The sequence below is a fragment of the Morganella sp. TYF_1 genome (genome assembly GCF_043105645.1).
Classification (GTDB): Bacteria; Pseudomonadota; Gammaproteobacteria; order Enterobacterales; family Enterobacteriaceae; genus Morganella; species Morganella morganii_B.
Window position 1 is genome coordinate 234,509 of the sequence record NZ_JBICLU010000018.1, and the last position, 25,503, is coordinate 260,011.

Sequence of the window (25,503 nt, forward strand, 5' to 3'; positions counted from 1 at the left end):
ATAATAATATTATGAAACATCCGTGCCGGCGGATGTTTCTGTTTTTTTTATATGACCATCGCGGGTAAAGAATGTCAGATCGGATAACGGTTTATTAAACAAATATTCATAATTCAGTGTTGCCATACGAATATCCGAAAATCCGGCTTCCTGATAGGCAATACACGGGTATAAGCCATACCAGTTATCTTTATCCATCAGCTCGTTCCAGACAACATCAATACTGTGCGATTCATTCGGTTCATCGCCTGCAGTAATCCGGCAAACAGACTCACTAAAGGCCTGATACAGTGTCTCTGCATAACCCCGGTTCACAATATAGGCATTTGTACAATGTGAATATTTCAGTTTCAGTGAATACCACTCCGGTTCATGCTCATAGGCATTATAATAATTTCCGCCCAGTAACGCGACATCCCAGTCTTTTTCCCGCAAAGCCGATAAAAAAACATTCGCCTGCCGGATATGCTCATCATCATCATAAAAATTGTTATCATCCTCGACGACCAATACCGGCCCCCAGTCATTGTCGATAATCATCTTCATCACTGCGGCATGAGAAAGCGCACATCCCAGAAACCCCGGACTTTTCGCGATCGCCTCAAAACAGACAATTTTATGGTGCGGAATTTCAATATTTGCCAGTGCTTCCAGAATATCGAATTTGCGATCCGGTCGTGATGTAAGATTGATATAAATAACCTTCTCAAAAAAATCATGATCAAATGCAAAATCCGCATCCGACATAAACCGCTTCAGATCCACACTGCCCCCTGCACATTCATTGATGAAATATTTCTGCTATGACCACTGGTATCCGGTAAAGGCTAACGGATAAATAGTTATCGTCAATTGCTGTTGTTCTTATTATTGATGAACGCATTTCCGGGAAGATGCCGCAACAGACCGCCGGCACGCAAAAAAATGCCCGCCCTGCATAACAGGGCGGGCATACTGATGCGGTTCAGTCATATAACAATTTATTTTCCGCTGAACAATTTCGGAATTTCCCGCAGACACCATGCTTTAGCCTCACCCATGCTGTCACGGCGCCACGCCATAATCACATTGGTTTCGTGGCTGTATTCGGAACCGATCACTTTCAGGCGACCTTCCTGAATATCTTTTTCCACCAGCGGGTACGGCATACTCGCCACCCCCAGCCCGGCAAGCAGAGCCCGGCGTTTATCATCAATAGAACTGACCGTCAGACGCTGTTGTTTGTCCAGCAGTAACACCGTCAGCACCGGCCGTTCACGGGCAGTATCCGCCACCGCAATTCCCCGGTATTTCACCCGGGTGGTATCGGATAACGGCTCCGGCTCTTTATGGATAGGGTGATCCGGTGCCGCCACGTACACATTCACCACGGAATAGAGCGGGCGGGAGTTGATTTCAGAGGAGGTGCGGAAATGCATATCCGGCGCAATCACGATATCGGCGCGCCCGGTTTCCAGCCGCTCCCAGGCCCCGGCAAGCACTTCGGTCGCCAGGGTCAGCTGAGTGGTGGATTTCTGTGCCAGTTTGTCCACCAGCGGGAACAGCGAGGCTGCCGGGATCAACGCCTCACAGACAATGGTCAGATGCGGCTCCCAGCCTCTTGCCAGGGCTTCCGCATCACTGGTCAGTTTATCCGCTGCCTCCAGCAGCAGGCGGCCGCGTTCCAGCAGCATCCGCCCGACATTGGTGAATTTTGTCCGGTGACCCGAGCGGTCAAACAGAACAACATCCAGCTCTTCTTCCAGTTTCTGCATGGTATAGCTCAGGGCAGATGGTACACGCCCCAGTTCTTCTGCCGCCGCCGCAAAACTTCCCCGGCGGTCGATGGCATCCATCACGCGCAATGATTCCAGCGTTAACGCTTTGTCTTTACTCATCATTATCTCAGTCAGAAATTTTGAATGTCGCCACCAGATTAACTGGCTAACAATTCAGCGTCCAGCCCTTTATTATTTCACTATGTTGAATAACAGGCAGACCATTATGATTATACACAGAACCGCCGGACAGGCCGGGTCCGCCGACTATGGCTGGTTACAGGCAAAATATGCCTTCTCTTTCGGACACTATTTTGACCCCGGATTTATGGGGTACGGTCCGCTGAAAGCACTGAATCAGGAGGTACTGGCACCCGGAGCCGGTTTCCAGCCAAAATCCTATCCCGATGTGGATATTGTAAACCTGATCCTCAGAGGGAAGCACGATATTCGTGATAATGACGGGCTGTATCTGGAGAGCAGACAGGATGAGTGTCTGTTTTTCTCACCGCGCAAGGATACCAGTTACACCGAAACCAATCCCTGTCAGGCGTCCCCGCTGACCCGGATTCAGATCTGGCTGAAAGCCGCACGCGGCAGCCTGCGCGGCAGTTCGCAAAAACTGATGCTGACACAGCAACCGGTACAACTGATTGCCTCACCGGACGGTGAAAACGGCAGTCTTGATTTACAGCAGGGTGTGCGGATTTCCCATATTCTGCTCCCTGCCGGTGAATCCCTGACACTGCCGCTGTACGGCAAACGGGCATTTTATCAGTCAGTTCACGGCACCGTGACGGCGGATGACGGGCAAAAACAGGGGATAATTGAGTGTGGTGACGGTGCGTTTATACAGGACAGCCGGGAAGTGATCTTTCAGGCGAAAACGCCCTGCCGGGCATTGCTGATTGATATTCTTACCTGATACACGGCCCTGAAATGAAACAACCCCGCGTCAGACGCGGGGTTGTGATAGTGAGGAGTCAGCCGTTAAGCCGGGTTCTGTCGTGGACAATCATTCCTCTGGGCCAGCACTCACGCACTGGCTCAAGCAGCCTACCCGGGTTCAGTGCGGGCCGCACCATGTGAACCCCTATTTGGCCTTGCTCCGGGTGGAGTTTACCGTGCCACGGACTGTTACCAGCCGCGCGGTGCGCTCTTACCGCACCCTTTCACCCTTACCTGTGCCCTTGCGGGCCATCGGCGGTTTGCTCTCTGTTGCACTGGTCGTAGGCTCGCGCCTCCCAGACGTTATCTGGCACCCTGCCCTGCGGAGCCCGGACTTTCCTCCCCTTTACCCGTCTCCCGAAGGGACAACGATAAAGCAGCGATTGCCTGGCTGACTCCGCTGCGGATTATAAGCAGCTTTCCCGCTGATGTACAGAATAACTCCGCGACGAAAGAGCGGATGGCGGGAAATGCATCACTCCGCAGCGGAATTCCCCTCCAGGGTGTAACGGTAAAGGGCATTTTTCTTCACACCGTACAGCTCTGCCACCACGGCAGCCGCTTTTTTCGGCGGCAGTTCTTTCTGCACAATCGCCAGCGCACGCAAAATTTCCGGGCTGAATTCCTCATCCTGAACCGGTTTCGCCCCTTCCGCAATCAGCACCATCTCCCCTTTGCGGCGGTTTTCGTCTTCCAGAACCCAGGCCAGCAGTTCCCCGACCGGTTTTCCCTGAATCGACTCCCAGGTTTTGGTCAGCTCCCGCGCCAGTACCACATAGCGGTCTTCCCCCCAGACAGTGACCATATCAGCCAGTGTGTCCAGAATACGGTGGGTTGATTCATAAAAAATCAGCGTGCGCGGTTCATCGGCCAGTGCCCGCAGCGTGTCCTGACGGCTTTTGGTTTTGGCGGGCAGAAACCCTTCGTAACAAAATCGATCAGACGGCAGACCGGCGGCACTCAGCGCGGTGACAGCCGCACAGGCACCGGGCAGCGGGATCACGGTAAGCCCTGCATCACGGGCGCGGCGGACCAGATGGTAACCGGGATCGTTAATTAAAGGTGTACCTGCATCGGACACTAATGCGATACTGCTCCCGGACTGTAATTTGGTAATTAATTGATCTGCTTTATACTGTTCATTATGATCATGCAGCGCAAACAAGCGGTTATTAATACCGAAGTGAGAAAGTAATAAGCCGGTATGCCGGGTATCTTCCGCTGCAATCAGATCGACATTCGTGAGCACTTCAAGCGCGCGTGCCGTGATGTCCTTCAGATTACCGATCGGTGTCGGCACAACATAAAGTGTCGCTGCCGCAACCACGGCTTGATTAGGTTGATTCATTGTTTCGTCCAGATGATCACATTAGAATTGAGCTTTCAGAAAACTATAACCGGGTACAGTATGTTTTCCTTAACTTTATCGCGTTACCGCAGGCAATTACTTTGTACCGCACTCTTTTCCACACTGGTTATCTCAGGGTGTACACCCGATAATCAGCATGCGGGTACTACCGGCAAAGGCCAGCCGGAAACATTGGTTCAGCAATATCAGAAGGTTATTGATGCAGCGACCGGAAAACCGTCCGTTGATGCCATCCGTGCCTATATCGCGCAAGAGCCGCTGCTTTCTGATCCGGATGCACATCAGCAGAATATTGATGAAACCTGGCTGATGCTAACACGTTTTACTCCCGATGAGCGCAATAACATTCAGGTTAACGCGGATGAAAGTGCATTACAGGGCTGGGTTGACCTGCTTTTTCTGTATCAGAACAACCAGCAGGATCTGAAAGCGCTTTCCGCCGCACTCGGTGACTGGCAAATCCGCTACCCGGATAACCCGGCCGCCAAATCCCTGCCGCAGGATCTTATCCAGATACTGAGCAACACCTACGGTCAGACCGGTAACAATGCCCGTGTCGCCCTGTTCCTGCCGCTGAGCGGTCAGGCGAAACTGATGGGTGATGCTATCCGTCAGGGCTTTACCGATGCACAAAACGGGGCGGTATACAGTACCGGTTACCGTGCTGCTGATATGCCGGCTGCAGAGCCGGTACCGGCGCAGACCACACTCAGCCCGGCGGACCCGGATAAAGACATCACCACCCCGGATGACGCAAACGGCGCACCGTCCAACGACAGCACCGCAGACGGCGCAACAGCGGCCAGCCCGGTGTCTGCCCCGCAGGCACTGCCGTACAGCGGTGAGTCCCGCACGGTGACCGATGTAAAAATCTATGATACCGACAGCCAGCCGCTGGCAACCCTGCTGGCACAGGCACAGGCTGACGGCATGGATCTGATCGTCGGGCCGTTGCTCAAAGGGGATGTTGCCACACTGGCAGCAGCAAACACCCCGCTGAACATTCTGGCGCTCAATGAATTAGATACACCAATCGCCCGTCCTAATGTCTGCTATTTTTCGCTCTCACCGGAAGATGAAGCCCGCAACGCGGCGCAGTTTATCCTTCAGGATAATAAAACCGCGCCGCTGGTACTGACACCGGATAACAGCTTTGGTCGCCGGATCGCACAAAGCTTTGCCGATGAGTGGCAGAAAAACGGCGGTGGTGTGGTACTGCACCAGACCTTCTCCGGCAATCCGGGCAGCTCACTTTCACTGACCGGTGTCCCGGTGCAGCCGTCCTCATCCGCGGTACCGCAGCCGGAAGGCACAATGGTACAGCCGGAAGGCACGGTGGTACAGCCGCAGCCTGTCAGCGGCGGTGTGGACTCCGTCTATATTATCGCCACCTCTGATCAGCTGATTTACATCAAACCGGCACTGGAATTTGCCACCAGCGCGCGCGGACGCCCGGCGTTTTATGCCAGCTCCCGCAGCAATAAAGCCGGAACCGGTAAAGATTTTCAATTTGAGATGGAAGGGCTGAAACTGACGGATATCCCGCTGATTGCAGGTGGTAACCCGCAGTTACTGAATCAGGCTGCCGGGAAATTCGGCAACGACTATACCCGTGTCCGCCTCTATGCAATGGGTATGGATGCATGGCGCCTGGCGAATCAGTTCGGTGATATGCAGCGCCATACTCTGCGCATGAATGGTGCCAGCGGAGATATCACTGTCACTGATAACTGCACCGTTTACCGTCATCTGCCGTGGCTGGTCTTTAAGCAGGGTAATCTTACCCCGCTGGATGCCGTAAACTCGTCGTTGTCTGAATGATAACGAGGTGACAGGATGTCACCTTTATATTACCGGCATACAGGATATTACCGATATACAGGGACCGTATTTATGCTTACATTGCTGACAGGACGTCGTCATGAACAATTTGCCCGGCGCTGGCTGGAACGGCAGGGACTGACATTTGTTGCACAGAATGTCCGTTTCCGCCGGGGCGAAATTGATTTGATTATGCGGGACAACGGCACCTGGGTGTTTACCGAGGTCCGCTACCGCCGCAATGCGCACTATGGCGGAGCAGCCGCCAGTGTCACAAAAACCAAGCAGCGCCGCTTACTTTATGCCGCTTCCTGCTGGTTATCTCAGCAACAGCTGAGTATGCTGACCTGTAACTGCCGTTTTGACATTTGCGCGATAACCGGTGACCATATTGACTGGCTGAAAAATGCCTTTGGTCACGCCGATTTTTGTTAATGACGCCATCCGTTGCTGATAGCAGGACTTATACGTGTTAGACAGAATTAAACAGTGTTTTACTGAAAGTATTCAGACGCAGATTGCAGCGGCAGAAGCTCTGCCGGATGCTATTTCCCGGGCCGCCCTGATGATGGTTCAGTCGCTGCTCAACGGCAATAAAATCCTCTGCTGCGGGAACGGGGGATCAGCGGCGACAGCATCACGCTTCGCCACCAGTATGATCCACCGGTTTGAAACCGAACGCCCGAGCCTGCCCGCACTGGCTCTGAATACGGATAACGTGGTGATGACCGCGATCGCCGCCAACCGGCAGCAGGATGAAATTTATGCCAAGCAGGTCCGTGCCATCGGTCAGACCGGTGATGTGCTGCTGGCAATATCCACACACGGTAACAGCCGCAATATCATCAAAGCGGTTGAGGCAGCGGTGACCCGTGATATGACGATCGTCGCCCTGACCGGTTACGATGGCGGGGAACTGGCGGGTCTGCTGGGTCCGCGTGATGCGGAAATCCGCGTACCTTCACAGCACAGTGTCCGCATACAGGAAGTGCATATGCTGACGGTGAATTGTTTATGTGATTTAATCGACAATACCCTTTTCCCCCACCAGGAAGACTAAGGAGATATTATGAGAATTGTGCCCGTGGCAGCATTAATCTGCAGCGCGTTACTGTTACAGGGATGTATCGGCGCAGCACTTGTCGGATCGGCAGCTGTGGCGACCAAAGCCGCCACAGATCCCCGTTCTGTCGGCACACAGGTCGATGACGGCACACTGGAAGCCCGTGTCAGCGGCCAGCTCAATAAAGATAAAGATATCAAACAGCAGAGGATTATTCCGGTGGCTTATCAGGGGAAAGTTCTGCTGATTGGTCAGGCAAACGATCTCTCCCTCGCCCGGCGTGCAAAAGAGATTGCCGCCAAGGTGGACGGCACCGAACTGGTGTATAACGAAGTTCGTCAGGGAGAGCCGATTGATTTGGGGACCGCCTCCAAAGATGCCTGGATCACAACAAAAGTCCGCTCCAAACTGCTGACCAGTGATGCGGTAAAATCCGCCAATATCAAAGTGATCACTGAAAACGGTGAGATTTTCCTGTTAGGGGTGGTTACCCGTCAGGAAGGGGCAGCGGCTGCAAAAGTGGCCAGTGAAACGGATGGCGCGAAAAAAGTCACCACCGCCTTTACCTGGCTGAATTAATTCCGTCCGCTTTCAGAAACCGATAAGAAACCTGACTTAATGTCAGGTTTTTTTATACCTGTACCGGGCACCGGCTTTCTGTCCCCCCGCCCGAAAACAGATAAAGTGCAGGATATATCAGTAAATAACAAATAATAAGAACATTATACCGAAACAGTCTGAACCGCAGCGACTATCATAATTATTTAGGATTTCTGCAAAAAATAAATCCGTAAGATAAATTCATTATACCGTGGTTAATTGTCAGCCAGATTATTTTTCTTCAGGAACCCGGTTCCGCCCAGTAACTGCATCTGATGCAATATCCACTGCTGGCGCTGACGAAGATACGCAGAAGGTTTATCCGCATGCAAACGGTGCGGATTTGGCAGTACGGCTGCCAGTAATGCGGCCTCAGCAGCCGTCAGGTTTTTCGCGCTTTTACCGAAAAAATGCTGCGCCGCCGCTTCCGCACCAAAAATACCCGGCCCGAACTCTGCGATATTGAGATACACCGTCAGGATCCGTGACTTTGACCAGACCAGCTCAATACCGGGTGTCAGCAGCGTTTCCAGCCCTTTTCGTACCCAGCTGCGCCCATCCCACAGGAACAGGTTCTTGACCGTCTGCTGGCTCAGTGTGGATGCACCGCGTGCAGCCCCGCCTTTCTTACCGCGTTTTGACAGTACATCAGAGATAGCGCCGAAATCAAAACCGTAGTGGTGCGGGAAATTTTGATCCTCAGATGCAATCACCGCCAGCTTCAGCTGCGGGGAAATAGCGTCTTCGCCCGCCCATGTGCTGCGGGCGACATAAGAAAAATTGAATGTTGACCATGCCGACAGCTGCCTTTCCAGCATCACCATGGAGTAAGGAACCGGGAGGAATGCGAATAAAATTATCATTGTTACCCATAACAACATAACAAAAACAACTATTTTCCGCAGAAACCACAATATCCTCCCCATCATTTTCCTCATCCTTTATCAGGCCATTTCCAGCACTTTTTTCACGAGTTTATCAATCCCGATCTGAGCCTGTGCGATATTCTCAGCCAGCATATAAGCAGGGGTTGTCACGATTTTATGGGTTTCGTCTACGACGATATTATCCACCGTGCAACTGACATGCACACCGCCCATTTTTGCGATCGCAGCCGCAATATCCGAATCATCACCAATGGTAAGTTGCACTGATGAATTAACGATTTTCGGGATCATTACCGGTGCAATACACATAAATCCCATCGGCTTGCCCTGAGACAACATCTCACGCGTTAACAATAAAAAATATTTATCTATTTCACAGTCAGCGCCTTTTACCGCAAAATCGCACAGATTTTTTGCCGCCCCAAATCCCCCCGGAACAATCAGGGCATCCAGCTGTGAGGCATCCGCGTCAGCCAGCGAACGGATTTCTCCGCGGGAAATCCGTGCAGACTCTTCCAGCATATTACGTTTTTCTGACTTTTCCTCACCGGAAAGGTGATTGATAACAGTGCGTTGAGGTTCATCCGGTGCAAAAAAATACACCTGTGCGCCGGATTGGGTTACACTGAGCAGTGAAAGAACGGATTCATGGATTTCACTGCCGTCGAAAACACCGCATCCGCTTAAAACGATACCAACCGATTTCATATCTGACTCCTTTTGTAGTAGATTAATGCTTAACCCTTTAGAGGCCCAAACACCAATCTTCATCACAGTTTTTAATGAATCTTGTAACAAAAATACTTATCTTTGCTATGTTGAAGCCTGTATGATGTAAGAGCCTATTTCATCACTCGCCTAAATAACGATAAATAGTTGTCGCGGGTGAACCAGTTTCCCTGGTGTTGGCGCAGTATTCGCGCACCCCAACCTCGGTTGGGGTTATTTTTTACCTGCGATTTGCCAGCCAGTTTCTTAAAATCCCCACCTGACTTTCCCAATCGTGATTCAGTTCATCGACCCATTCCTGCACGTTATCATCCCATGCCGGCAGTTCCGGTGACTGAATCTGCTGCGCAACCTGCCGCAGACGGATAAGCCCGACAGACCCGGCCGCGCCTTTGATTTTGTGCCCTTCCTCCGCAATGCCTTTGCGATCTTTCGCCACCATATTGGAATTGAGAATCGCCAGATAGCCCGGCATCATTTTTTCAAATACATCCAGGCTGTCTGCAATCAGTTTCGGTCCCACCAGTTCGATATACTGGTTCAGCATCTCCAGATCCAGTGATTGCGCATACACGTCCTCAGATGCCGCTGAGCTGCTTTCCTCCGCAGGCAGTGCCTCACTGCCATCCCCCCAGAATTTCGCTATCATCTGCGTCAGAGCGCCCACAGCAAGCGGTTTACTCAGTACGTCATCCATCCCGGCATCCAGATACTCTTTTTTGTCCTTCAGCACATTGGCGGTCAGTGCCACCAGCGGCGGTAACTCATCTGCCTGATAACGCTGATGCAGCTCACGGGCGATATCCAGCCCGCTCATATCCGGCAGCTGGATATCCAGCAGCACAAGGTCGTACTCCTCCGGCGAGAACATCGCCAGCGCGTCACGACCATTCATCGCAACATCCACCGTGTTACCCAGTTTTTCCAGGACAGAACGCGCCACCACCACATTCAGCTCGATATCCTCCACCAGCAGGATATTCAGAGCAGGCAACAGGTCACCATCATCTTCCTCTTCCGGTGCCTCCCGGGCCGGTGCGCAGACCGACAGCGTGAAGCAGGAGCCTTTGCCCGGCTCACTGGTCACGGTGATATCACCGCCCATTGCCTGTGCCAGACGACGGGAGACCGCCAGGCCGATACCGGTGCCGGTGGCCGGGCGTCCGCCCGCACTGTCCGTGACCTGGTAATACATGGCGAAAATTTTCTCCAGTTCATCCTTCGGAATACCGATGCCGGAATCCCGCACCTCAAAACAGAGCATGTCATTGGCTTCGCGCCACACTTTCACCGTAATGCCGCCTTCGCGGGTAAACTTCACACCGTTACCGATAAGATTCCACAGGATCTGGCGCAGACGGGTGCCGTCTGCCATGATCACGGTCGGTACCGGCTGGATCAGATCGAGGGTGAACTGCAACCCTTTCGGCTGCACCAGCAGGCCGGACAGGTTTTCCAGATCAGAAATGAATTCAGTGAAATTCACCGGCTGGGTATCGAGGCGGACATTGCGCCGCTCCAGTTTGTCCATCTCAATCACGTCATTGAAGATATTGCCGAGGGTCACGGCGCTGACATGAATGGTTTTCAGGTAATTTTCCTGCTCCGGATTGAGATCCGTATCCAGCAGAATGCGGCTCAGCCCGACAATGCCGTTCAGCGGTGTGCGCAGTTCATGGCTGATGGTGGAGATAAAGGTGGTTTTCTCGCGGCTGGCGTTTTCAATCGCTTCCTGATAGCGCTTGCGCTCGGTGATATCACGACCAAAACCCATCAGGCCGTGGCGCTTGCCGACACTGTCATAGAACGGCACTTTGCGCAGCTCAAAGCAGGCTTTGCGCCCGTCCGGGTAGACCAGCCACTGTTCATAGGTGAGCGAGACATTATGACGAAACACTTTTTCGTCGGTTTCCATCACTTTATCGGCGATTTCGGGGTCATAAATATCGCGCGGGGTCAGGCCGCGCAGCAGTTTTTCGCTGCGCCCGGTGAGGAGTTCCATGGCGCGGTTACAACCGGAAAACTCATTTTTCTCATTGCGGTAATAAACCAGATCGGGCGAGGCATCAAGGAAGGAACGCAGCAGGACTGATTGCTGTTCAAACTCAAGCTGGGTCTGTTCGCGGCGGCTGATCTCTTTCTTCAGTTTATCCAGCAGAACAACCTGTTCATCCTCAACTTTTTCGCGCTCGGTAATTTCCTGATTCAGCTGGGTAATGTTCTCTTTCAGCTGTTCATTGAGCTCAAGATCCCGCTTACGCATCACTTCCAGTTTACTGACCAGCCCGGACAGGCGCTGGCGGGACTCCTCAAGCTGTTCAACCACTACCGACATAAAATAGACCGCCCACGGCGTGATCAGCAGGCCGAAAAAGACCGAGCGCACCAGGTCAATACTCTGCACTTCCCCCTGAAGCAGCATAGTGACAGCAATCTGCACTACCATTGCCAGTACCACCAGTCCCGATGCCAGCAATAACGAAAACCGGACCAGGCCCAGTTTCATCAGTAAATCAACATAATATTGTGCTAAACCGCGTAGCAATTTCATACCTGCTCCACCCGCTGAATGAGGATTAGTATCATAGCGTAAAATTGGCGGATCACCGCGTTTCCGGCGCGGATTAAGTAAAAAATCAAACTCACCGGCGCTGTACGCATTTTCCGCCGGATAATATGACCGGATTATCCCCCGGCACTGTTTTTTTATCTGAATAAAATTAAAAACACGACATTTATCTGCAAATTAGCAGAAACAGAGCAGATAAAATCAGGTTATAAATAAAAATGCCCACGCTGCGCGGTAATAACCCGCAAAAAACAGTGATGTGCATCACACAAAAAATTGGCACTCCGGTTGCGGAAACAGCGGATTAAAATCCTGAAAATAGTTTTTTTTCATTCAATTATCGCAAAAATCAGGCTCACATACTGTCAGCCCCCTGATATTTGACCGTCACCGTATTTCCCGGTAAGTTGAAAAATGACGTTCCGGATCACCTGTGGTCAGCACCGATATAATAATTATATACACAACATCACAATACCCTTTGCTGAGATATCTGTCGTCAGCAGGGCTGACTGAGGCCCGGAAACAGCTTCGCCGCAGGAATGCGGCCTAATGTGAGACATGCAAAAGGGGCCACTTATGCTTTATAACCCGTCACAGGATAAGGACAACTGCGGTTTCGGCCTGATTGCCCACCTCGAAGGACACCCCAGCCACAAAGTTGTGCGTACCGCCATCAGCGGACTGGCGCGGATGCAGCATCGCGGTGCGATCCTTGCCGACGGCAAAACCGGGGATGGCTGCGGTTTGTTATTACAAAAACCCGATCGTTTCTTTCAGATGATTGCTGCGGAGAATGAATGGCGGCTGGCGCGTAATTATGCAGTCGGGATGCTGTTTCTCAGTCAGGATCCGGTCATTGCACAAGCCTGCCGCGATATTATCGAAGAAGAGCTGGCGGACGAGACGCTGTTTATCGCAGGCTGGCGTAAAGTGCCGGTCAGACCGGAAATCCTCGGCGAAATCGCTCTCGCCGGTATGCCGCAGATTGAGCAGGTTTTTATCAATGCGCCCGCAGGCTGGCGGGCCCGGGATCTGGAACGCCGCCTGTTTATGGCGCGCCGCCGGATTGAAAAACGCATCAGCGACCCGGATTTTTATGTCTGCAGCCTGTCCAATCTGGTGACGATTTATAAAGGCCTGTGCATGGCCGCCGATCTGCCGCGTTTTTATCCGGATCTGGCCGATTTAAGAATGGAATCTGCTATTTGTCTGTTTCATCAGCGCTTTTCAACCAATACCGTTCCGCGCTGGCCGCTGGCACAGCCTTTCCGCTATCTCGCTCATAATGGCGAAATCAACACTATCACCGGTAACCGCGAATGGGCACGTGCCCGCGCTTATAAATTCCGCACGCCGCTGATCCCGGATCTCATCACTGCCGCCCCGTTTGTGAATGAAACCGGTTCGGATTCCAGCTCACTGGATAATATGCTGGAACTGTTTCTCAACGGCGGGATGGATCTGGTACGCGCCATGCGATTGCTGGTACCGCCTGCCTGGCAGAATCACCCGGACATGGATGATGATCTGCGCGCCTTTTTTGATTTTAACTCCATGCATATGGAGCCGTGGGACGGCCCGGCGGGGATTGTTATCTCTGACGGGCGCTATGCCGCCTGTAACCTTGACCGCAACGGGCTGCGCCCCGCCCGCTATGTGATCACCACAGATAAACTGATCACCTGCGCCTCTGAAATCGGCATCTGGGATTATCAGCCGGATGAGGTCACTGAAAAAGGCCGTGTCGGACCGGGAGAACTGCTGGTGATCGATACACAGGAAGGCCGCATCCTGCATACCCGCGAGACCGATAACGATCTCAAAACCCGTCATCCGTACAAAGCGTGGCTGGAAAAAAACGTTGTGCGTCTCACGCCGTATCAGGATCTGATGAATAAAACGCCGCCGCAGCGTGCGCTGGATGATGCACAACTGGCGGTCTATCAGAAGCAGTTCGGGTACACCCTGGAAGAGCTGGAACAAGTGCTGCGTGTACTGGGGGAAAACGGCCAGGAAGCGGTCGGCTCGATGGGGGATGATACCCCGTTTGCGGTACTCTCCACCCGCCCGCGTCTGATTTATGACTATTTCCGCCAGCAGTTTGCCCAGGTAACCAACCCGCCGGTCGATCCGCTGCGGGAAGCCCACGTTATGTCGCTCGCCACCAGCATCGGCCGGGAAATGAATGTTTTCTGCGAAGCGGAAGGCCAGGCACACCGGCTGAGTATGGCCTCGCCGGTACTGATGCACACGGACTTTGAACAATTGCTGAGCCGCGATCCGGATTATTACCGCGCGGAACATCTGTCACTCTGCTTTGATCCGCAGGAAACCACACTGGAGCAGGCAATCCGCACCCTGTGTGATAATGCGGAAGCCGCTGTCCGCGCCGGTGCCGTCCTGGTGGTGCTGAGTGACCGGCAGATTTCCCCGGATACCCTGCCTATCCCGGCACCGATGGCTGTCGGCGCGGTACAGCAGCGCCTTGTCAGCCGGAGCCTGCGCTGTGATGCCAACATTATTGCCGAAACCGCCGGTGCCCGTGACCCGCACCATTTTGCCGTCCTGCTCGGGTTCGGCGCTACCGCCATTTACCCTTATCTTGCCTGTGAATCCCTGCTGAAACTGTGCAGCGATAACGTCCTCACGCACTCACCGGCGCAGGTGTTACTCAACTACCGCAACGGCATCAACAAGGGACTGTATAAAATCATGTCCAAAATGGGGATCTCTGCTGTCTCCTCATACCGCTGCGCCAAACTGTTTGAAGCGGTCGGCCTGAGTGATTCTGTGGCGGAACTCTGTTTCCGGGGTGTGCCGAACCGGATCGGCGGTGCGGATTTCAGTGATTTCCAGCAGGATCTGCATAACCTGTCCCGTCTCGCCTGGCTGCCGCGCAAACCGCTCGATGCGGGCGGTCTGCTGAAATACATTCATAACAGTGAATATCACGCCTATAACCCGGATGTGATCGCAACATTACAAAAAGCGGTTCATAGCGGACATTATGCGGATTACCAGCACTATGCTGCCCTGGTAAACGGCCGTCCGGCGGCTATGCTGCGCGATTTGCTGGCGCTGCGCACCGACACACAACCTATCAGTATTGATGAAACTGAATCGGCTGAATCCCTGTTTTCCCGCTTTGATACCGCCGCCATGTCTATCGGTGCCCTCAGCCCGGAAGCCCATGAAGCACTGGCTGTCGCCATGAACCGGCTCGGCGGCAGTTCCAATTCCGGCGAAGGCGGCGAGGATCCGGCGCGCTTTGGTACGGAAAAAAACTCTAAAATCAAACAGGTAGCCTCCGGTCGCTTTGGTGTGACACCGGGATATCTGCGCAGTGCGCGGGTTATCCAGATCAAAGTGGCACAAGGCGCGAAACCCGGTGAAGGAGGTCAGCTTCCCGGTGATAAAGTCACGCCGTATATCGCCTCGCTGCGCTATTCGGTGCCCGGCGTTACCCTGATTTCTCCGCCGCCGCATCATGATATTTACTCGATAGAAGATCTGGCTCAGCTGATTTTCGATCTCAAACAGGTCAACCCGGACGCACTGATTTCCGTCAAACTGGTCTCGGAGCCGGGCGTCGGCACCATTGCCACCGGTGTGGCGAAAGCCTATGCCGATTTCATCACCATTTCGGGGTATGACGGCGGCACCGGCGCCAGCCCGCTCACCTCGGTCAAATACGCGGGTACGCCGTGGGAGCTGGGGCTGGCGGAAGCCCAGCAGGCATTGGTGAGCAACGGTCTGCGCCATAAAATCCGCTTACAGACAGACGGCGGGCTGAAAACCGGGCTGGATATCATCAAAGCCGCCATTCTCGGCGCGGAAAGCTTCGGTTTCGGCACCGGACCGATGGTCGCGCTCGGCTGCAAATATCTGCGCATCTGCCACCTGAATAACTGCGCCACCGGCGTGGCAACCCAGGATGAAACGCTGCGCCGCGATCACTATCACGGCCTGCCGGAGCGGGTAATGAACTATTTCCGCTTTATTGCGCAGGAAACCCGTGAGCTGATGGCGCAACTGGGTGTGAGAAAACTGACTGATCTTATCGGCCGCACAGATTTGCTGGTCCGGATTGAAGGCACCACCGCCCGCCAGCAGAAACTGGATCTGTCTGATCTGCTGGTCTCCCCGGTGCCGCATGAGGGTGCTGCTCTGTTCTGTTCACAAACCAATCCGCCGTTTGATAAGGGTGAACTGAACCGCCGCATCCTGGAAGATACCCGTACCTGCGTGCAAACACAGCAATCCCGCGCCTTTTATTACGATATCCACAATACCGACCGCTCGGTGGGGGCTGCGCTCTCCGGCTTTGTGGCGGAACTGTACGGCAACGACGGGATCGCCGCCTCACCGCTGAAGCTGCATTTCACCGGCACTGCCGGGCAGAGTTTCGGCGTCTGGAATGCCGCCGGGATTGAACTGACGCTCACGGGTGATGCTAACGACTACGTTGGTAAAGGCATGGCGGGCGGACAGATTGTCCTGCATCCGCATCCCGGCTCCGCCTTTGCCGCTCATGACACCACGATTGCCGGTAATACCTGTCTGTATGGTGCCACCGGCGGCAAACTCTATGCCGCAGGCCGTGCCGGAGAGCGCTTTGCTGTCCGTAACTCCGGCGCTCTCGCGGTGGTCGAGGGGGTCGGTGATAACGGCTGTGAATATATGACCGGCGGGATTGTCTGTGTGCTCGGCAAAACCGGGATTAACTTCGCTGCCGGAATGACCGGCGGATTCGCATATCTCTATGATGAAGACGGCACCGCCGCCGGGCGTGTTAATCCGGAAATGGCGGAAACCCGCGATATCAGCGGGCTGCCGGTTCTGCAGGAACATCTGCGCGGCATGCTGGAAGACCACCGCCGCCTGACCGGATCCGCCAGAGCAGACGCACTTCTCAGAGAATGGACAGAACAGGCCGGGCGGTTTATCCTCGTCAAGCCGAAATCTGCGGATATTCATGCACTTGCCGGGATAAACAACCGGTCAGACAGTGAATTACGGATCCGGGTACAGTAAGGGGAATCAAGATGAGCCGCAATGTTTATCAGTTTATTGAATTACAGCGTACGGATCCGCAAAAGCTGCCGCTGGCACTCCGTAAAACCGAATTTATCGAGATTTATGAGCCGTTTTCGCCGCCGCAGGTGAAAGAGCAGGCGACCCGCTGCCTCGGCTGCGGTAATCCGTACTGTGAATGGAAATGCCCGGTACATAACTATATCCCCAACTGGCTGCGGCTGGCGGAGGAAGGCCGGATTATTGAGGCCGCAGAGCTGTCACACCAGACCAACAGCCTGCCGGAAGTGTGCGGCCGGGTGTGTCCGCAGGACCGGTTGTGCGAGGGTGCCTGCACCCTGCATGACGAATTCGGCGCGGTCACTATCGGCAATATTGAACGTTACATCACCGATAAAGCCTTTGAGATGGGCTGGAAACCGGATCTCTCCGCTGTCCGTCCGACCGGAAAAAAGGTCGCGGTGATTGGTGCCGGTCCTGCCGGTCTGGCCTGCGCGGATGTTCTGATCCGTAACGGCGTAACCCCGGTGGTGTTTGATAAGCATCCGGAAATCGGCGGGCTTCTCACGTTCGGCATTCCGTCGTTCAAACTGGAAAAATCTATTATGCAGCGCCGCCGTGAACTGTTCACCGAAATGGGCGTGGAATTTCAGCTGAATACCGAGGTCGGGAAAAATATCACCCTCAGTGAATTACAGCAGCAATATGACGCCATATTTATCGGTGCGGGCACTTATCAGCCGATGAGCGGCGGACTGAAAAATGAAGACGCTGCGGGCGTATACAGCGCCCTGCCGTATCTGATCGGTAATACCCGCAAAGTCATGAAACTGCCCGATGATGATTCAGCCCCGTTTATTGACCTGAAGAATAAACGCGTTGTGGTGCTCGGCGGTGGGGATACCGCAATGGACTGTCTGCGGACCGCTGTTCGCCAGGGCGCTTCGGAAGTGACCTGTGTGTACCGCCGTGATGAGGAAAATATGCCGGGCTCGCGCCGTGAGGTAAAAAACGCGAAAGAGGAAGGTGTGAATTTCCGTTTTAACTGTCAGCCATCCGCCATTGAAACCGATGCATCCGGCACTGCATGTGGTGTTCGCGTATTCACCACACGGTTAGGTGATGCGGACAGCAGCGGCCGCCGTCAGATTGAAACGGATGATAATTCCGCTTTTGTTATTGATGCCGATGCGGTCATTATCGCGTTCGGTTTCCGGCCGCACGCGATGCCGTGGCTGGATGCTCTCAGTGTCACACGGGATCAGCAGGGGCGGATCAGCGCCCCGGCACAGGCAACCTATCCGTTTGAAACCTCTGTCAGCGGCATTTTCGCCGGGGGGGATGTGGTACGTGGTTCGGATCTGGTGGTTACCGCCATTGCCGAAGGCCGCCGGGCGGCAGAAAGTATTCTGGATTATCTGCATGTATAAAAACGGATCCACGCTTCTATAAAACCCGGTAACGGGAAGGCTGAAAATTTCCCTTCCCGTTATTGTCTGTCCCCTGAAATCCGGTTTTATGTTTCAGATTTGACGGCACCGTTTTATTGTCTAATTATTACTACTCATTTATTTTTAATTACCGGCTGTTAGTATTATCTGAATTTCGGATCATAAGGAAATATCCAATGGCAGATTTACGCTATATTACAGGCGGTGCAGATGGCTGGCTTAATGTCAAAAGAGAACCCGCACAAAACATTATTGCACTCCCCGGTACATTAAAAGTTGATGTGACCAGTAGTAAGAATGGTCGCGACTATTTTACAGCGTTAGAAGGTGTGGAAAAAGGGAAAAACTTTTCTGTTAAAGAGGGGTATTTATCACGGGTCAGTCCGAATTACCGATCAGCCGCGTCACTCAGTTTTTCTGTTTCAAATGAAATACTGGAATATCCTTACGGGCAAATACATGCCTTCACCGATGATATCAACCCAATCCCCGTGGGTATTCACAATATTCAAATACCTGATTTCCCGCATGATGGCGGTTTGGGATATACCGTACAATCACCGTTTGCCAAAAATTGGTTTTATTTGGGAACAGGAAATGCAGTCCCGGGTAATAATGACCGGTATTTACATCCCGGAAGAGGTACTTTAGGCTGTATTACTGTTGACCCTACCAAATGGACAGAATTATACGAATATCTTATTCGTTGCAGGAGCGGAGATGGAAAAACTGTCGGTCGTGTTACTGTTACTCGTTAATAGTCTTTTTATTGCACCTGCCAGTGCCGGTATTGATACGCTTGTTTTGAAAAATACGGCTGATGCCCGGCAACCCGGCCTGGTTCTTGATGGCCTGAAAAATGCTGCGATATCACCTGATGATGCCGTGCTTTCGCAATTTAATACGCCGGCTGTCAACGCAATGGCAAAAAAAAACTGGTCAGCTGCCGGAAAAATGTATGGTGAAAAGATGCTGCGTTATCCTTCACCTGACACTATCGTGCATTATGCTGATGCCCGGTTATTAATGCTTAAAGACGTAAAAACCCGGAACAATGCCTTAACTGAGTTTAATACCGTGGTTGTACCGGATACACTTCTCTATTACCGCTCGGCTGAAACCGTGGATAATCAGATTAATCAGTTATCCGCAGATGAAAAACAACACCTTCGCACAAAAATAGCCTGCATTGAGACGTTTATTGCAGACAAAGAAGCAAAAACATTTACCTGCCCGATACTCCGGTAGCCTCCGCAGAATTTCAATAAAAAAGACCGCGAAAGCGGTCTTTTTTATTTATCGGTTGTTACTTCACGACACGTAAGTTCGGACGGCCACGCGGTGGTTTCGGCGGCTCCGGGTCATCCCCGTCAGTGCTTTCTTCCGCCGGTTTTGCCGGTTCGTCGTGGATCAGGGTGATGTTATCCACAGCCGGGGTCAGAATGTCTTCGTCTTCCGCAGCCTCATAAGCCACTTCCGGCTCAAACATCATACCCGCACCGTTTTCACGGGCGTAGACCGCAATAATGGCGGCCATCGGCACATCCACCTGACGCGGAACGCCGCCGAAACGGGCATTAAAACCGACCCACTCGTTGGTCATTTCCAGATTGCCCACAGCACGCGGTGCAATATTCAGGACAATCTGTCCATCCTGAGCATACTCCATCGGCACATTGACACCGGGGGTGTTCACATCCACCACCAGATGGGGTGTCAGCTCATTATCCAGTAACCACTCATAGTGTGCCCGCAACAGATAAGGGCGGCGCGGTGTTAATTCCTGAATATCCATCAGTGATTAACCCCGTGACTGTAAACGCATCTCACGCTCAGCTTCCGTCAGGGAAGCCAGGAAAGAGTCACGCTCAAACACACGCTGCATGTAGAACTGCAGATGTTTGGTATCCGAAGACGGACGTGCGGACAGGTCGATACCCAGTACCGGCAGACGCCATAACAGCGGGGACAGATAGCAGTCCACCAGGCTGAATTCTTCATTCATAAAATACGGATATTCTTTGAATACCGGCGAAACGGCAACCAGCTCTTCCGTTAACTGTTTGCGGGCCTGGTTCGCTTCCTGGGCAGAGCCCTTTTCAATTTTATTCATCAGCGAGTACCAGTCCTGCTCGATGCGGTGCATCATCACACGGCTCTGCGCACGCATCACCGGGTAAACAGGCATCAGTGGCGGATGCGGGAAACGCTCATCAAGGTATTCCATGATAATACGTGAATCATATAAGGTCAGCTCGCGATCCACGAGTGTCGGTACCGTCTGGTATGGGTTCAGATCGATCAGGTCTTGTGGCAGATTGCCTGCTTCGACATGCTCAATTTCAAAACTTACCCCTTTTTCCGCCAGTACAATCCGTACCTGGTGGCTGAAAATATCGGTCGGGCCGGAGAACAGAGTCATTACCGAACGTTTGTTGGCAGCGACAGCCATGAAAACCTCCAAGTTTATCAAAATAAAGGAATGAACAGCGCACTACGCCATTCCTACCTGTAATCTCTCACTGAATCCGGGAAAGAAAACCACAGCGAGCCAATCCGGGCGCGCGGCAGTGTGTTCAGGGGCGAGAAAATGTTTGTGCCAGTTTACCAGATTTTGCCCAACTTAGGGTGACTCCGGGCAAAAAATCATTCAAAAACACCAGAAATGGGGGTTAACAGCGACAGATTCATGAAATAAACATGAAACTACAGGTTATGACGGGATAATTTGCGGCAGTTATACGGTTATAAAAAAACCCGCCGGTGGCGGGTTTTTTGTATTCCAACGAAACCAGTGATTAACGTTTGGAGAACTGTGGACGGCGACGTGCTTTGCGCAGACCCACTTTTTTACGTTCAACTTCACGTGCATCACGCGTTACGAAGCCGGCTTTACGCAGCTCAGAACGCAGAGATTCGTCGTACGCCATCAGAGCACGGGTGATACCGTGACGGATTGCGCCTGCCTGACCAGAGATACCACCACCTTTAACAGTGATGTACAGGTCCAGTTTTTCTAACATTTCAACCAGTTCCAGCGGCTGGCGAACGACCATGCGTGCTGTTTCGCGGCCGAAATAGTTTTCGAGGCTGCGTTGGTTGATGACGATGTTACCACTACCCGGCTTAATAAAGACACGAGCGGATGAACTTTTGCGGCGACCAGTGCCGTAGTATTGATTTTCAGCCATTGCCTATAATCCCGATTAAATGTCCAGAACTTGCGGTTGCTGTGCCGCGTGATTGTGCTCGTTACCTGCGTAAACTTTCAGTTTACGGTACATTGCACGACCCAGAGGGCCTTTCGGCAACATGCCTTTCACAGCGATTTCAATAACGCGCTCAGGATGGCGTGCGATCATCTCTTCGAAGGTCGCTTGCTTAATACCACCAACGTAGCCAGTGTGGCGATAGTACACTTTGTCTGTACGCTTGTTGCCGGTTACAGCAACTTTTTCTGCGTTCAGAACGATGATGTAATCACCGGTGTCAACGTGAGGAGTATATTCCGCTTTGTGCTTACCGCGCAGGCGGCGGGCTAATTCAGTTGCAAGGCGGCCTAACGTTTTGCCGGTTGCATCAACAACGAACCAGTCGCGTTGTACGCTTTCTGGTTTAGCTGTAAAAGTTTTCATTAAAGCTTACCCAATAAATAAGTTACATGTTGGTGAACCAATGTTCAGAAACTGAGGCTCACACGACGCTTGTCCAGTAAACCTACCCCTTCGAGCAGAATCATCTGGCGCTAGTTGCAGTCTTCTTTGGGAAATAAAGAAAACCGCTGTAACGTGGGGTCGCAAGATTATAGAGAAGTCCCTGCAAAAAATCGACCCCAAATTAAAAAAATTTCCCCGAAACCCTTTTCGGGGGGCGCATTATATCAGATGCGGCAGTTTCAGGTACTCTTCACTTTGCATTTCCTGTAACCGGGAGAGGCATCTGGCGAACTCAAAGGACAATAATTGCCCCTGATAGAGAGAATCCATCGCGTTCTGCGCCTGAATAACCAGTTTTACTTTCCGCTCATAAAACTCATCCACCAGCGCCAGAAAACGCCGTGCGGCATTCTCATTTTCCGTTGTCAGCACCGGAACATCATATAAAAGTACGGTGTGATAGATTTTCGACAGCGCAATATAGTCGAGCTGGCTGCGCGCATCCTCGCACAGCGTCCGGAAGGTCACCGCCAGCACGCCGTCCGTTTCCCGCACCACCGGCAGCTGACGGTGATTGATGGTCAGTGCCGCCTGTCCGGCTTTCTGCCCACCGGTCAGCCGGGAGAATATGCTGTCCATTGCCGCTGACGTTTCCGTATCCACAGGGGTCAGCCACAGATGCGCCTGTGTCAGGGTACGCAGGCGGTAATCAATTCCCGCATCCACATTCAGCACATCACAATATTTTTTGATCTGTTCAATGGCCGGCAGAAACCGGGCGCGCTGTAATCCGTTACGGTACAGGTCATCCGGCGGGATATTGGAGGTCGCCACCAGCGCGATACCGCGCTGAAACAGCGCTTCCAGAAGAGTGCCGAGGATCATGGCATCGGTGATATCGGAGACAAAAAATTCATCGAAACAGAGAACATCCGTTTCCTGTGCAAAGCCGTCGGCGATACTTTCCAGCGGATTTTCATGTCCCTGAAGCGCCGTCAGCGCCTCATGCACCCGCAGCATAAAACGGTGGAAATGCAGCCGCAGCTTGCGCGGCCCGGGCAGGCTGTCATAAAACAGATCCATCAGCCAGGTTTTGCCGCGCCCGACCCCGCCCCACATATAAATGCCTTGTACCGGCGGACAACTCACCGGTTCAGGCGCTTTTTTCAGCCAGCGGCTCAGGGTGCCGCGCAGCCCTTTTTCCGGCCCGGGGGAACACGGTGTGCGCATCAGGAGCGCCTGATGCATCTCTGTCAGCCGTTCAACGGTACGCCGCTGCACCTCGTCCGGCGCAAATCCGCTGCCGTTCAGTGCCTGCTGATACAACTCACGCGGTGTTGTGCTCATAAACAGTAATCCCTTAATATTATCAGAGGTTTTTATTGAGATTTTTATGATGTAGCGGCGGGTATTATACCCGGAAATCCGGGATAATGCCGGAAAGCCTTACCTTCACTATTCCCCCCGGACAGCAAATCCGGTTATAGTGACAACAGATTCTAACGCGCATGATGCACTTAAAGGAGTAGCCATGATTTGGGTATATGCACTCATCGGATTAGCAGTTGGTTTAATCATTGGTGCGCTGGCCGTTCGTCTGGGCAGTTCTAAGTTCAGAGAGCAGGAAGCCATGAAACGGGACCTGGAAAAGAACAAGGCCGAGCTGGAAGAGTACCGCAAAGAGCTGGTCAGCCACTTTGCCCGCAGTGCAGAACTGCTGGATAACATGGCGAAAGATTACCGCCAGTTATATCAGCACATGGCGAAAAGTTCATCAGAACTGATGCCGGAACTGTCCGCACAGGATAATCCGTTCAGCTACCGCCTGACGGAAGCTGAGGCCGATAATGATCAGGCGCCGGTAAAAATGCCGCCGCGTGATTATTCAGACGGCTCATCCGGCCTGTTCCGTCCCGTCGAAAACAAAGAAAGCTAATCATTAAAACCGCAGGCGACTGCGGTTTTTTTCCGCCTGAATTCAGCCGCTTAATGCAGCCTCCCGAACCATTCCCCGCACTAATCTTCAGTTCACGTAAAGCCTTGTAAAGGTTATTTTATTTCCGTTGAATGCGGAACTTTTACACACACATAGAGTCATAGGAGTATCTGCGTATGCTGCGGCTTCTTATGCCTGCAGATTCAGCTTATTAATTGATGAGACACAAAACGAATGATGAATAAAAAGAAAAAAAACCTGCTCAGTGCTGTTGCCATCAGCCTCGGGTTATCCCTCGCGGCACTGCCTGCGGTATCCAATGCAGCGTTACCGGCCAAAATGGCCACCGGCGAATCGCTGCCGAGCCTGGCACCGATGCTGGAAAAAGTACTGCCTGCGGTGGTCAGCGTAGAAGTCTCCGGGACAGCCGTTGCCCGTCAGCAGGTGCCGGAAGAGTTTAAATTCTTCTTCGGTCCGAATATGCCGTCACAGCAGGAAAGTGTCCGTCCCTTCCAGGGACAGGGTTCCGGCGTCATTATTGATGCACAGAAAGGCTATATTCTGACCAACAACCACGTTATCCAGAATGCAGATAAAATTCAGATCCAGCTCAATGACGGCCGCAAATATGACGCGACCTTAATCGGTCGTGATCCGCAGACCGACATTGCCCTGTTACAGGTGAAAAATGCCCCGAACCTGACCGCCATCACCCTGGCGGATTCCGATAAACTGCGCGTCGGTGATTTCACCGTTGCTGTCGGTAACCCGTTTGGTCTGGGTCAGACCGCAACCTCCGGGATTATCTCAGCATTAGGCCGCAGCGGCCTGAATGTGGAAGGGCTGGAAAACTTTATCCAGACCGACGCCTCCATCAACCGGGGTAACTCCGGTGGTGCGCTGGTAAATCTCAACGGTGAACTGATCGGTATCAACACCGCGATTCTGGCACCGGGCGGCGGTAATATCGGGATCGGCTTTGCTATCCCGAGTAACATGGCCAAAGACCTGACCTCCCAGCTGATTGCCACCGGTGAAGTCAAACGCGGCTCCCTCGGCATCCGCGGGACTGAAATGAACGCCGATATCGCCAAGGCAATGAATGTGGAAGCCCAGCGCGGAGCGTTTGTCAGTGAAGTGATCCCGAAATCTGCCGCCGCCAAAGCGGGGATTAAATCCGGTGACGTGCTGGTCTCCGTTGACGGCAAACGTGTCAGCAGCTTTGCGGAACTGAGAGCCAAAATCGGCACCACCGCGCCGGGCAAAGAAGTGAAAATTGGTCTGCTGCGCAAAGGCAAACCGCAGGAAGTCACCGTGATACTGGATGACAGCGAAGGCCAGACCACCAAAGCGGAAAACCTGACCACTCTGCTGCAGGGCGCAACCCTGAGTAACGGCAGCAATAAAGAGGGTAATAAAGGCGTTAATATTGACGCGGTACAGAAAGATTCTCCGGCGGCCATGTCCGGCCTTCAGCCGGGTGACCTGATTATCGGCGTCAACAATCAGCGTGTGATGACCATTGTTGAACTGCGCAAAATTATCGACGGCAAGCCAAGCGTGCTGGCACTGAATATTTTACGCGGCGACGACAATATCTATCTGCTGCTGAATAATGCCGGTCGCTGATACATTTTTGCAGTGAGTACTGAAACCGCGCCGCGTAACACGCGCGCGGTT

Annotated in this window: 22 protein-coding genes and 1 other RNA gene; 11 read left to right on the top strand and 12 right to left on the bottom strand. The window is 52.8% G+C overall.

The window, feature by feature from the left end:
• Window positions 1-9: 9 nt before the first annotated feature.
• Together ACF8OF_RS10300 and ACF8OF_RS10305 are read right to left on the bottom strand one after the other, a co-directional pair.
• A complete protein-coding gene (locus ACF8OF_RS10300) occupies window positions 10-765 on the bottom strand; it encodes a glycosyltransferase family 25 protein (protein ID WP_262860990.1) in 756 nt (251 codons plus the stop codon).
• Window positions 766-980: 215 nt separating this feature from the next.
• Entirely contained in the window at window positions 981-1,877 is an 897-nt protein-coding gene (locus ACF8OF_RS10305) for a LysR family transcriptional regulator (RefSeq protein ID WP_262882038.1), read from the bottom strand.
• 106 nt (window positions 1,878-1,983) lie between these two features.
• Here ACF8OF_RS10305 and ACF8OF_RS10310 point away from each other — a divergent pair, with 106 nt between their 5' ends.
• Window positions 1,984-2,682: a pirin family protein gene (locus ACF8OF_RS10310; RefSeq protein WP_262862488.1), complete on the top strand. Its 699-nt coding sequence runs from the start codon at window positions 1,984-1,986 to the stop codon at window positions 2,680-2,682.
• 50 nt (window positions 2,683-2,732) lie between these two features.
• On the opposite strand, the gene rnpB is transcribed toward ACF8OF_RS10310, so the two are convergent.
• Window positions 2,733-3,104: RNase P RNA component class A (gene rnpB, locus ACF8OF_RS10315), an RNA gene on the bottom strand.
• 76 nt (window positions 3,105-3,180) lie between these two features.
• Complete coding sequence (gene rsmI / locus ACF8OF_RS10320; RefSeq protein ID WP_262860992.1) at window positions 3,181-4,053, bottom strand: 16S rRNA (cytidine(1402)-2'-O)-methyltransferase; 873 nt, start codon at window positions 4,051-4,053, stop codon at window positions 3,181-3,183.
• A 60-nt stretch (window positions 4,054-4,113) separates the two neighbouring features.
• Here rsmI and ACF8OF_RS10325 point away from each other — a divergent pair, with 60 nt between their 5' ends.
• The 4 genes from ACF8OF_RS10325 (at window position 4,114) to dolP (ending at window position 7,537) form a co-directional block, all read left to right on the top strand.
• Entirely contained in the window at window positions 4,114-5,895 is a 1,782-nt protein-coding gene (locus ACF8OF_RS10325; RefSeq protein WP_392496530.1) for a penicillin-binding protein activator, read from the top strand.
• Between the two features lie 72 nt (window positions 5,896-5,967).
• A complete protein-coding gene (locus ACF8OF_RS10330; protein ID WP_262860994.1) occupies window positions 5,968-6,330 on the top strand; it encodes a YraN family protein in 363 nt (120 codons plus the stop codon).
• Between the two features lie 34 nt (window positions 6,331-6,364).
• A complete protein-coding gene (diaA, locus tag ACF8OF_RS10335; RefSeq protein WP_025151814.1) occupies window positions 6,365-6,955 on the top strand; it encodes a DnaA initiator-associating protein DiaA in 591 nt (196 codons plus the stop codon).
• Between the two features lie 9 nt (window positions 6,956-6,964).
• Entirely contained in the window at window positions 6,965-7,537 is a 573-nt protein-coding gene (gene dolP / locus ACF8OF_RS10340) for a division/outer membrane stress-associated lipid-binding lipoprotein (RefSeq protein ID WP_279797822.1), read from the top strand.
• Between the two features lie 236 nt (window positions 7,538-7,773).
• Here dolP and mtgA read toward each other — a convergent pair whose 3' ends face one another.
• The 3 genes from mtgA to arcB form a co-directional block, all read right to left on the bottom strand.
• Complete coding sequence (gene mtgA / locus ACF8OF_RS10345) at window positions 7,774-8,496, bottom strand: monofunctional biosynthetic peptidoglycan transglycosylase (protein WP_392496531.1); 723 nt, start codon at window positions 8,494-8,496, stop codon at window positions 7,774-7,776.
• Window positions 8,497-8,502: 6 nt separating this feature from the next.
• On the bottom strand, window positions 8,503-9,153 hold the full coding sequence (gene elbB / locus ACF8OF_RS10350) for an isoprenoid biosynthesis glyoxalase ElbB (protein ID WP_262860996.1): 651 nt from the start codon (window positions 9,151-9,153) through the stop codon (window positions 8,503-8,505).
• Window positions 9,154-9,394: 241 nt separating this feature from the next.
• The gene (arcB, locus tag ACF8OF_RS10355) at window positions 9,395-11,725 is read right to left on the bottom strand and encodes an aerobic respiration two-component sensor histidine kinase ArcB (protein ID WP_262883841.1); all 2,331 of its coding nucleotides are present in this window, start codon (window positions 11,723-11,725) and stop codon (window positions 9,395-9,397) included.
• A 597-nt stretch (window positions 11,726-12,322) separates the two neighbouring features.
• On the opposite strand from arcB, the gene gltB reads away from it, so the two are divergent.
• The 4 genes from gltB to ACF8OF_RS10375 all read left to right on the top strand — a co-directional run bounded on the left by gltB (window position 12,323) and on the right by ACF8OF_RS10375 (window position 19,479).
• Window positions 12,323-16,780 carry a glutamate synthase large subunit gene (gene gltB / locus ACF8OF_RS10360; RefSeq protein ID WP_392496532.1) on the top strand — a complete coding sequence of 1,486 codons (4,458 nt, stop codon included), beginning with the start codon at window positions 12,323-12,325 and terminating at the stop codon, window positions 16,778-16,780.
• An 11-nt stretch (window positions 16,781-16,791) separates the two neighbouring features.
• The gene (locus tag ACF8OF_RS10365) at window positions 16,792-18,210 is read left to right on the top strand and encodes an FAD-dependent oxidoreductase (RefSeq protein ID WP_392496534.1); all 1,419 of its coding nucleotides are present in this window, start codon (window positions 16,792-16,794) and stop codon (window positions 18,208-18,210) included.
• A 197-nt stretch (window positions 18,211-18,407) separates the two neighbouring features.
• Window positions 18,408-18,989, top strand: coding sequence for a hypothetical protein (locus ACF8OF_RS10370; protein ID WP_392496535.1), 582 nt, complete (start codon window positions 18,408-18,410; stop codon window positions 18,987-18,989).
• Window positions 18,952-19,479, top strand: a complete 528-nt coding sequence (locus tag ACF8OF_RS10375; RefSeq protein ID WP_262861001.1) for a hypothetical protein — start codon at window positions 18,952-18,954, stop codon at window positions 19,477-19,479. Before ACF8OF_RS10370 ends, ACF8OF_RS10375 begins: the two co-directional genes overlap by 38 nt.
• A gap of 58 nt (window positions 19,480-19,537) precedes the next feature.
• On the opposite strand, the gene sspB is transcribed toward ACF8OF_RS10375, so the two are convergent.
• From sspB to zapE, 5 genes are all read right to left on the bottom strand, one after another.
• Entirely contained in the window at window positions 19,538-20,026 is a 489-nt protein-coding gene (gene sspB, locus ACF8OF_RS10380) for a ClpXP protease specificity-enhancing factor (protein ID WP_025151823.1), read from the bottom strand.
• 6 nt (window positions 20,027-20,032) lie between these two features.
• A complete protein-coding gene (gene sspA, locus ACF8OF_RS10385) occupies window positions 20,033-20,683 on the bottom strand; it encodes a stringent starvation protein SspA (RefSeq protein WP_025151824.1) in 651 nt (216 codons plus the stop codon).
• 346 nt (window positions 20,684-21,029) lie between these two features.
• Entirely contained in the window at window positions 21,030-21,422 is a 393-nt protein-coding gene (gene rpsI, locus ACF8OF_RS10390; protein WP_015422974.1) for a 30S ribosomal protein S9, read from the bottom strand.
• Window positions 21,423-21,437: 15 nt separating this feature from the next.
• Window positions 21,438-21,866, bottom strand: a complete 429-nt coding sequence (gene rplM / locus ACF8OF_RS10395) for a 50S ribosomal protein L13 (RefSeq protein ID WP_004236344.1) — start codon at window positions 21,864-21,866, stop codon at window positions 21,438-21,440.
• Between the two features lie 240 nt (window positions 21,867-22,106).
• The gene (zapE, locus tag ACF8OF_RS10400) at window positions 22,107-23,234 is read right to left on the bottom strand and encodes a cell division protein ZapE (RefSeq protein ID WP_392496537.1); all 1,128 of its coding nucleotides are present in this window, start codon (window positions 23,232-23,234) and stop codon (window positions 22,107-22,109) included.
• Window positions 23,235-23,418: 184 nt separating this feature from the next.
• Between zapE and zapG the strand changes: the two genes are divergently transcribed.
• Together zapG and degQ are read left to right on the top strand one after the other, a co-directional pair.
• Window positions 23,419-23,823, top strand: a complete 405-nt coding sequence (gene zapG / locus ACF8OF_RS10405; protein WP_004236342.1) for a Z-ring associated protein ZapG — start codon at window positions 23,419-23,421, stop codon at window positions 23,821-23,823.
• A 234-nt stretch (window positions 23,824-24,057) separates the two neighbouring features.
• Window positions 24,058-25,452, top strand: a complete 1,395-nt coding sequence (gene degQ / locus ACF8OF_RS10410) for a serine endoprotease DegQ (protein ID WP_279797805.1) — start codon at window positions 24,058-24,060, stop codon at window positions 25,450-25,452.
• Window positions 25,453-25,503 lie beyond the last annotated feature (51 nt).

Coding starts and splice junctions, on each gene's coding strand:
- ACF8OF_RS10365 (WP_392496534.1), top strand. CDS start 16,792: ATGAGCCGCAATGTTTATCAGTTTATTGAATTACAGCGTACGGATCCG.
- ACF8OF_RS10375 (WP_262861001.1), top strand. CDS start 18,952: ATGGAAAAACTGTCGGTCGTGTTACTGTTACTCGTTAATAGTCTTTTT.
- dolP (WP_279797822.1), top strand. CDS start 6,965: ATGAGAATTGTGCCCGTGGCAGCATTAATCTGCAGCGCGTTACTGTTA.
- ACF8OF_RS10305 (WP_262882038.1), bottom strand. CDS start 1,877: ATGAGTAAAGACAAAGCGTTAACGCTGGAATCATTGCGCGTGATGGAT.
- rsmI (WP_262860992.1), bottom strand. CDS start 4,053: ATGAATCAACCTAATCAAGCCGTGGTTGCGGCAGCGACACTTTATGTT.
- elbB (WP_262860996.1), bottom strand. CDS start 9,153: ATGAAATCGGTTGGTATCGTTTTAAGCGGATGCGGTGTTTTCGACGGC.
- zapE (WP_392496537.1), bottom strand. CDS start 23,234: ATGAGCACAACACCGCGTGAGTTGTATCAGCAGGCACTGAACGGCAGC.
- degQ (WP_279797805.1), top strand. CDS start 24,058: ATGATGAATAAAAAGAAAAAAAACCTGCTCAGTGCTGTTGCCATCAGC.
- zapG (WP_004236342.1), top strand. CDS start 23,419: ATGATTTGGGTATATGCACTCATCGGATTAGCAGTTGGTTTAATCATT.
- ACF8OF_RS10330 (WP_262860994.1), top strand. CDS start 5,968: ATGCTTACATTGCTGACAGGACGTCGTCATGAACAATTTGCCCGGCGC.
- ACF8OF_RS10325 (WP_392496530.1), top strand. CDS start 4,114: ATGTTTTCCTTAACTTTATCGCGTTACCGCAGGCAATTACTTTGTACC.
- sspA (WP_025151824.1), bottom strand. CDS start 20,683: ATGGCTGTCGCTGCCAACAAACGTTCGGTAATGACTCTGTTCTCCGGC.
- gltB (WP_392496532.1), top strand. CDS start 12,323: ATGCTTTATAACCCGTCACAGGATAAGGACAACTGCGGTTTCGGCCTG.
- rplM (WP_004236344.1), bottom strand. CDS start 21,866: ATGAAAACTTTTACAGCTAAACCAGAAAGCGTACAACGCGACTGGTTC.
- ACF8OF_RS10370 (WP_392496535.1), top strand. CDS start 18,408: ATGGCAGATTTACGCTATATTACAGGCGGTGCAGATGGCTGGCTTAAT.
- arcB (WP_262883841.1), bottom strand. CDS start 11,725: ATGAAATTGCTACGCGGTTTAGCACAATATTATGTTGATTTACTGATG.
- mtgA (WP_392496531.1), bottom strand. CDS start 8,496: ATGAGGAAAATGATGGGGAGGATATTGTGGTTTCTGCGGAAAATAGTT.
- ACF8OF_RS10310 (WP_262862488.1), top strand. CDS start 1,984: ATGATTATACACAGAACCGCCGGACAGGCCGGGTCCGCCGACTATGGC.
- sspB (WP_025151823.1), bottom strand. CDS start 20,026: ATGGATATTCAGGAATTAACACCGCGCCGCCCTTATCTGTTGCGGGCA.
- rpsI (WP_015422974.1), bottom strand. CDS start 21,422: ATGGCTGAAAATCAATACTACGGCACTGGTCGCCGCAAAAGTTCATCC.